We start from the raw sequence: 8,781 nt of genomic DNA, 5'->3' as shown, positions 1-8,781 counted from the left end.
GAAGAGCCGCTGTTTTTAGAAGAACTGTTGGGTACTTTCATTTTTCTATAAATCATCTCATCTGTGAATTGATTCTTCCTTGAAAACTATTTTTTAACCACTCTATTTATTGGCTAGTGGTTTTAAGTATTGCTCAGAATACGAGAGTGCAGTCGCGCTTGCTAGGTCATTTCATGACAATGAAGGGCGTGTTTTTAAGTTGTCCATTGCGTACGGTACTGTTTTGTTTGTTGACTCTTCGACAGTTATTCTGCGTTGAAATACATGCTGGACTGGACTGGACTGGACTGGACTGGGGGGGAAGGTGAAACAAAAAATGCCCTGGTGTTGAGAGCAAGCGAATACACGCTGCCAACACCGAGGCATCTTAAAGTCATTCAGTAATGTGTCTATCGGAGAACTCAAGGAGAACTCAAACACTGAACGCTTAGAACTTCCAGTTAACCCCAACTGCGATGCGATGGTTATCAAGCTCGGCACCGGTATCACGCTCGTAGTAAGAGTAGTTGTATTCTAAACCAAGATAGATATTGTTGTAGGCTTCCCAGATGAGGTTGGCCATCGCGTATCGCGTATAAGTAAAGGTATCGTTTTGCCACTCTAGTGGGTCCGTTTCAGCTGAACCAACACCAAACACCGACAGTAAATCAGGTTGCCACGTTCTGGTATACGCCGCCATTGCACCGTCGACTGTACGAAGCTCAAGATCTTGGTCATCACTGTTCCATGTTGCCCCTGTTTGGGAAACGCCAAGCACGTAGCGATCCACCCCTTTACCATAAAAACCAATCAAAGAAACCTTGTCTTTTGGTGTCATGTTATAAACAGCAGACAACTGTAAGGCATAACCTAGTTCATCATGCTCTTGTCCGCCCATGTGCAATGTTTTTTCGCTCAACAAACCTGTTAGACGAACGTGACCGTTCGCTGAAAAATCCCAATCTGCGGCTGCGATGAGGTCAAGAGTCGATTTGTCTAGCTTAACGTCTTCACCGGTTTCACGAACAATATCTGCATTGCTACCATCTTCAATCGCCACCTCATATTTAAAAGTATCAAACGACTGGCTCCAGCGTAGTTGCGGCTGGCGCATAAATGCCACGCCACTGAATGTCGGCTCGGTTACCGACGTAGGCAAGTTTCTAATGTCCATCAGGGTTGACCAGGTTTGGCCAGCTATGATTTGACCGGAACCCTTATTCCAGCGTAGATACGCCTCACGTATACGTGGTGATACAGATGAATCATTTTTAGCATTGAAATCCATCACATAACGCGCCGATATAGTTGAACCATCGTTCAGAGTGCGCTTCGCACCTGCACTAAGCTGAGACAGTGTGGCATCAATTTTATTATCGCCATAAGTCTCTTTGTTATATAAAGCATCAGCAGGAATATTAGCCCCCGCTCCTGATACATTACTATCGAAGAGAAAAACCGTATTAATCGAGCCACCGAAAGAGTATTCCGTCTCATTCGCCGATAGTGCAGGTGAGGCCAATGTCATTGCAGACGTTGCGATCAAACAAGGTGCCAGAAAAGGTAATTTTGTCATATTCATAAGAGTGTTTGTTGGCTTACTATTGGTTTTATCAATACCAATCTCAGTGAATAACTGGTCATCTTAGCTGGTTAAAATACGTCATAACGGCGTTTGAATCTTTGATTGTAGAATAAAGACTTAACGAAAATCTTGCCTTGTTATCCAGCATTTTTACTGTGCTATTTTTGATCGCTTAGTTACTGTGATTGGCACAAAAAGCGGCCCTTTATAAGTCGCCAGCTTTTATCGTGTGGCATGACTCAAAAAATTCGCTAGGCGCAATTTATTTTGCACCATTTTCAAAATGCCATCGAATTTCAATGTGTGAATAAGGCATTGTTGTCGCCGTAGAGTAAGATTAAATGGCCATGCTACATAGGTCTTTTGGTGACACCAATGCGGTAAGTAGGTGATCTAGATCTATAAAAGACAACGGTATAACAATCGATTTACACAGGTGTATATTTTGTCCGTTTTTCTTATGAAGTGAGATAATTTGATAGCCAATCAACTATAGCCAATCAATTAAGGACTATATAAGCCACTAATAAAGCCTGCATACTGGCTTCACCACATACTATAAAGTGGGCAACTGACATTTACCGTCATTCTTATCTATTTAAAATCGGTAAATCTGTCCTTAAATGACCTATTTTCATTTTGGTGCCGTTGATAGGATCCACACAATTTATCAAGGATATAAAAATGCATAATTATATTTTTATATCACTTTCCAACTCGTTATTTAGGTATCTTACGTGTCACAAAAACTCCCGCTCTATTCACTTGCGTTAACCTTAGCGATGACGTCAGGGTTTTCATTTGCTGAAAATACAGAAACTGAAAAGAACCCAGAAGATCCAACCAAGGTCATTACCAAAGCCGGTGCCGGTTTCTCTGGCGATAATGTCACAATATCTGGCTCATTGGGTTTAGATGAAGCTCGCATGATCAATGCGACCATTAACCAGGATGCTTCCGAGTGGAGCTTGGGGGGATCATGGTTGTTTGATATTGGGATACTTAACTTCAATTTCCGTAAGACGACGTATGATGATGACTCTCATAACACCTCATACAATTTGGGCACCTTTGTTCCTCTAAGTTACTTTGATTTTACACCGGGTGGATGGCAACCCTTTGTCATGGGTGGCTATAGTTACAACGATGGTGAAATTCGCGATCACGATATCTCAGTAGAACCCAATGGTGCAGTGTTTATCCCTGTAACGAGTCATGCGTTATATGTTGGGGCTTTTGCGTTTAAACCGTGGTCAGAACATTGGACAACCATGGCATTTTTAGGTACAACGCAAGGCTCTCAAGATCTTGAGATCTACTGGGCAGGTGCAGGTGTCAGCTATCGTATTAACAAACAGCATTCTTTCAATTTGTTTGGTATGGCATCTGATAGCACAATCTATGGTAGTGAAGAGAAGCTAAGCGTTAACTACCGTTATGAGTTCAATCGGTAGTATTTGAAAGCGATCCGTTATTACACTTTTAATCTTCTTTTAAATTTAACCGATCGCTAAATCAGCTTTTAAAAATAAAAAATACTTATTTTTAAATATTAAGCTATTCCGCAACAATAAAAATAAAGCGTCCAATTGGACGCTTTATTTTTTAATACACAATCAGCATGCTGTGTTCACTATGATAGATTAACCTGAATGCCCAATAATAAGTGCAACACTCAGGGCAATCGTTATCAACCTATCAAAGTGTGGTGCTCATTAGAAGTAGTAACGCACACCAAGCCATGCTTCTGTTTGCCACTCACCAGTGCCCGCTAATGCTGCGTCTTTGTAATCGACACTTGATTTAACGAAGTCGTAGCGAGTATTCAGCCACCAAGTACGGTTGCTGTTGAGCGGCACATTCAGTGCAACTTTAACCGATAAGTTTTGCATGTCGATTTCATCACCAGAAAGGTCCATCCATTCTGGTACAACAGAGACATAAGCACCGCTTTTACCAATGTGTTTTGCTGTGATCAGACTTGCTGAATACCCAAGCAGATCATCTTTATCATCGGTTAAGCCAGGGATTTCCATTGTCCCTGTCATTGCGCCCAATCGTGGGAAGATCAAGAAGCCACCGGTCAGCGCTGGGTTAATCGCGGCAACCGCACCCACAGACAACAGGTCATTTTTAATCGCATTGCGCGTATTGATGTAATCTAGAGACACACCAACTTTAGGAATGGCTTCGAAACCGGGTTCAAATACATGGAAGTACTGAAATCGAGAGTTGCTGTAGTCGGTGCCAAAATCATTTTTATCGCCGTCTCCATCGACAAAGGTAGCTTCGGCAAGTAGAGCGAATTGCTGTCCATTATCCAGACCACCAGATACTTGGCCTTGTAATAATGTATCTGAACTACCATTGATTAATACAGCGCCTTGTGTATAAACCTTAGTGACGTCAGCAGGATCAATAGCGTTAGATTCTTCAGCCAAAATCGGCGTTGAAAGCGCAAGCGCTAGGGGTGTTAATAAAGCAAACTTTTTCATTATCATTTCTTCTTAGTTTGCTTCGTCCATGAAGCGAGTTTGATTCCGATCAAGCTTATTGCTTGAACAATTCTTATTTGTCCGCTAGGAATTTAGCAGCAGAACGCATCAGTGCCGGAGATTTGTTTTCACCGTAACCTGAGTGATAAGGGTTAGTTGAGAAAACAACACCAACGAAATCACGAGCAGGGTCAACATAGATGAATTGACCTAGGTTGCCACTTTTGCCCATTGCGCCATCATCAAAGATGTAATCGAACTGGTACGATTGGTAATCAGCGGCTTCGTTAAACGCACTGACTGAACTTGCTTCTTTAGTGTGGCCAGCAAATGTGGCTTTATCACCACTGTTGCGGATGATATCGATCACTTCTGGCTTAACGACTGGCTCAGTCGCTACTGCTTCCCAGCTAGGAGTAAATAGCGTACCGAAGCGTGCTTTGTCTTCAAGTGTGGTGTGCAGCAAGCCAAGACCTAGTGCCATACCATCAGGTGCAATGTTGAATAATGCTGCTTGACGAGCCGTCATTTTGCCCCAAACACGCTCTTCAAACACTGCAGACCAAGTGGTTTTCTCGATGTTTTCAACCATTTTCGTTAATACGATGGTATTGATTGATGCGTAACGGTTGATTTCACCCGCTTTCTCGCCTTCAAGTCTTTCAGTATCACGAGCAACTGCAATCCAGCTTTCAACTTCACCAGTGGCTGCGCTTGGAACACCAAATGCAGAAGAGAAGAAGCGCACGACAGGGGACACAGGGTTCATGATAGAAGCCAATGTCTCTTCATTGTCTAGACCCGTTTGGTGGTTTAGTACGTCTAGTACACGAACGTCATCCCATACGGTGTCCTTTAGTTCAGGAACGTATTTTGTAATTGACTGTTGAGGGTCAATTTTGCCTTCTTCAACGAGCATTGCTACAACAACACCTACGGTTGTTTTTGCAGAAGACATCCAAACGTGACGGTCTGTTGGTTCCATACCTGGGTATGCTTCGTATACGATTTTACCTTCATGAATCAGCATGAAACCTTGCGTACGGAAGTGAGGGTCATTTAGGTACTCATCCATCGTCATCTCACCCTTAGCTTTGGTTTCGACTTTGATGTTACCCAGATCTTTGTTCAGTGCTTTAACAAGCGGTTTATACTCTTCGTTAGGAGAAACCAGTGTTGATGGCAAGAACTCTTCGGCGTTCATGCTGTAGTAAAGCGCGTGATCGCCACCCATTTGCCAATGGAAGTTATTAAAGTTCTCACGTGCACTTGCAACAAACTCATTGGTGTAAGTCCCTTTTGCCGCTTCAACGGGTAGGTTTACCATTGCGCCTTCCGCTTTCAGTGCTGCAGCTACAGGGTTTTCAGAAGCCATAGTAGCCGGCGCTGCTAGAGCAGAAACCATTAGAGCAATATGTTTGATTTTCATTCTGTTTCCTTTTTAAAATATTATTTGTCTGCTAGGTATTTAGCAGCTGAGCGCATGAGTGCTGGAGCTTTGCTTTCGCCGTAACCTGAATGGTATGGGTTAGAAGAGAATACAACGCCCACGAAATCACGATCCGGGTCAACATAGATGAACTGACCTAGGTTGCCGCTTTTTGCCATAGCGCCATCATCGAATACGTAGTCGAATTGGTATGATTGGTAATCAGACATTTCGTTGAATGCGCCTACAGAGCTTGCTTGCTTAGTCGTGCCTTCGTAAGTGGCTTTGTCACCACTGTTACGGATACGGTCGATAATGGCAGGAGTCACCACTTGCTCAGTCGCTACCGCTTCCCAGCTTGGAGTAAATAACGTACCGAAACGCGCTTTATCTTCAAGAGTGGTTTCAACGAGACCTACAGCAATCGCCATACCGTCTGGGGTTTGGTTAAATAACATTGGTTGACGTGCCGTTACGTGGCTCCATACACGATCTTCAAACACTTGAGTCCACGCTGTGTTCTCAATGTTTTCAATCATTTTGGTGAGCACGATGGTGTTCATTGATGCGTATCTAAAGTGTTCGCCAGCGCCTTCACCCTCAATTTTTTGAGTGTCGCGTGCTACGTCTGTCCAACCTTCCATTTCACCGGTTGAGTAACGTGGTGAACCGAATGCAGAGGCAAAGAATCGAACAACGGGAGAATCTGGGTTAAGAATGGATTCTAGTGTTTCTTCGTTATCTAGGCCGGTAGTGTGGTTTAGCGCATCCAACACAGTGACATCATCCCAAACGGTTCCAACTAACGTTGGGATGTAAGTGGTGATTGGTTTCTTAGGATCGATTTTGCCTTCTTCAACCAGCATTGCTGTCACAAGGCCAACGGTTGTTTTTGCAGAAGATGCCCAAATATGACGGTCGGTTGGCTTCATACCAGGGTAGGCTTCGTAAACGATCTTACCTTCATGGATCAGCATGAAACCTTGGGTACGGAACTGAGGATCATTCACGTACTGATCCATGGTCATTTCGCCCTTGGTTTTTGTGACTACTTTTAAGTCGCCAAGGTCTTTGTTAATGGCTTTAACCAGTGGCTTATACTCTTCACTTGGGGAAGCGAGAGCAGTAGGCATGAATTCACTCATATGCATGTTGTAATACATAGAGTGGTCGCCACCCATTTGCCAGTGGAAGTTGTTGAAGTTAGCACGTGCAGCGTCAATAAATTCTGGTGTAAATGATCCCTTTGCCGCATCGACCGGCAGGCTTACCATTGCGCCTTCCGCTTTCAGAGCAGCTTCTACGGGATTCAATGGTTGTTCAACTGAGCTTGCTGAGTTACTTGCAAATACGGGTGAAGCAAGTACAGAGACAAGTAAAGTGAGTGGTTTTAGTTTCATTATTTTTCCTATCTTGTGACAAATTTATGGAACATTAAAACGTGAGTGAATATAACGATTTACCGGACAAAGTGATGGGTCATTTGGTGACACTTCGACAGTTTTGATGCGTTGAAGTCAATATTGGCGGTAAGGTCACATTTTCTGGGGTTGGATAAGGTCATCTGCTCAATGAGGATGACCTTTTATACGACCAATTTCAGTCAATGAAGGGGTATTCTTGTTCGTTATAAAACTCGGTAACTTAGTTATGTTTTTCATTTTATAACAATGGTTTAAGGAAAGGTGACGCCTGCCATTTCGCACTTTTCCTATGCGATTTGCAACCACTTACTGACTGTGGCTAGAATCGTGTTTCCCCGTTAATCGAGAGAAATATTCACTGGTTTAGAACCATTGAAACGCTCTCTGAGTCGCTGGAATACGGCGTAGAATCCAGGAGTAATCACCACCCCTAGCACGAGCACACAAAGAATTCCTCCTAATAGGGTGAGACCTGTGCCATTTTGTGCAATTGAACCGGGACCCGAGGCAAAAGCGAGGGGCAAAATACCCAAAATAAAAGACCATGAGGTCATATTGACTGCTCGGAAACGCATAGTACCGCCTTTCTCTGCTGCATCTTCGATGCTAAGACCATGTTCTTCACGTTGAATTTTGGCAAACTCAACAATCAAAATGGCATTCTTCGCGGCTAAAGCAATGAGCAGAATCAATCCGATTTGACCGTAAAGTGTCATAGCCAGACCTGTTAGAGAAAGCGCAAGATAAGCACCTAGGGCGGCGGAAGGCGCTGCAATGATAATAGCAGCGGGTAGCGCCCAAGATTCGTACTGTGCCACCAAAAATAGGTACATAAAGACGATCGCAAAGATGAAGGCAAATACTATGGCGTTACCGGCCATTTTTTCTTGCAATGCCATGGTCGTCCATTCATAGCCATAACCGGCACCCAGTTCAGCACTAGATATATCTTCAACGACGGCCATTGCTTGCCCTGAAGAGAAACCAGGAGCAGGGGCGATATAGATCTTAGTCGCCGACAGCATGTTATATTTTGATGCAATATCGGCCTCTAGGCGCGGCTCAACTTTGGCAATGGTGGAAATAGGTAACATCTCACCAGACGCGGTTTTAACGTGAATATCTTTTAGATTATCAATACCGATACGTTGCTCTGCTTTTGCCTGCAAAGTGATGTAAAAGGTATTGCCCCATAAAGAGAAATCGCCACCACGTGAAGAAGCCAAGTACGTCATGAGAGTGTCATTCACTGCCGTGACAGAAACCCCATACTGACGCGCTTTTTCACGATCAACATCAATGTAGTAGTGAGGAACGTTGGCTCGGAACAAGGTGTAAGCGCGGCCAATTTCAGGTGCGGCATTGAGCTTAGCAATCAGATTTTGAGCGGTATTCGATAGCTCAACTTGGCTTGCACCAGAGCTGTTTTGCAACATGTACTCTAGGTTAGAACCAGAACCAATACCTGGAATAGCAGGGGGCGCAATGGTCATTATCACACCACCGACAACGCGGCTTAGCTGTCCGTTCAATCGAGCTTGTACATCAAATACAGTGTGGCTACCTTCCAGTTGCTTACGTTCATCCCACGATTTAAGAGCAATAAATAAGGTGGCACTGTTTGACTGCATAGAAAGCGATAATGCACTAAAACCGCCCGCACCGCCGACAAGTTCCACAGCGGGGTCGTTAACAATGATGTCCGTTGCTTGCTTGAGTACATCATTGGTTCGGTTAAGTGATGCGCCATCTGGGAGCTGCACGAGCGCGAGCATCGCTCCTTTATCTTCCGCTTCAACAAACGCAGTTGGAACCGATTGGTTGAGCAGGTAAGTGGCAAGAATAGTACCGCCGAAGACAATAGCGAGT

At 44.0% G+C, this 8,781-nt stretch carries 6 protein-coding genes; 1 reads left to right on the top strand and 5 read right to left on the bottom strand.

The window, feature by feature from the left end:
* Positions 1 to 427: 427 nt before the first annotated feature.
* Positions 428 to 1,561 carry a DcaP family trimeric outer membrane transporter gene (locus tag A1QO_RS01275; protein ID WP_017037801.1) on the bottom strand — a complete coding sequence of 378 codons (1,134 nt, stop codon included), beginning with the start codon at positions 1,559 to 1,561 and terminating at the stop codon, positions 428 to 430.
* 740 nt (positions 1,562 to 2,301) lie between these two features.
* Between A1QO_RS01275 and A1QO_RS01270 the strand changes: the two genes are divergently transcribed.
* Complete coding sequence (locus A1QO_RS01270; protein ID WP_017035938.1) at positions 2,302 to 3,018, top strand: hypothetical protein; 717 nt, start codon at positions 2,302 to 2,304, stop codon at positions 3,016 to 3,018.
* Positions 3,019 to 3,279: 261 nt separating this feature from the next.
* Here A1QO_RS01270 and A1QO_RS01265 read toward each other — a convergent pair whose 3' ends face one another.
* The 4 genes from A1QO_RS01265 to A1QO_RS01250 all read right to left on the bottom strand — a co-directional run.
* Entirely contained in the window at positions 3,280 to 4,059 is a 780-nt protein-coding gene (locus A1QO_RS01265) for a hypothetical protein (protein WP_017039763.1), read from the bottom strand.
* Positions 4,060 to 4,132: 73 nt separating this feature from the next.
* Positions 4,133 to 5,488: a serine hydrolase domain-containing protein gene (locus A1QO_RS01260; RefSeq protein ID WP_017035940.1), complete on the bottom strand. Its 1,356-nt coding sequence runs from the start codon at positions 5,486 to 5,488 to the stop codon at positions 4,133 to 4,135.
* 20 nt (positions 5,489 to 5,508) lie between these two features.
* On the bottom strand, positions 5,509 to 6,888 hold the full coding sequence (locus A1QO_RS01255) for a serine hydrolase domain-containing protein (RefSeq protein WP_017041711.1): 1,380 nt from the start codon (positions 6,886 to 6,888) through the stop codon (positions 5,509 to 5,511).
* A gap of 362 nt (positions 6,889 to 7,250) precedes the next feature.
* A partial coding sequence (locus A1QO_RS01250) for an efflux RND transporter permease subunit (protein ID WP_017041710.1) occupies positions 7,251 to 8,781 on the bottom strand: 1,531 nt, incomplete at its 5' end.

This window comes from Vibrio genomosp. F10 str. ZF-129 (genome assembly GCF_000287055.2).
Lineage (GTDB): Bacteria > Pseudomonadota > Gammaproteobacteria > Enterobacterales > Vibrionaceae > Vibrio.
This window is presented reverse-complemented; position numbering and strand designations above follow the sequence as displayed.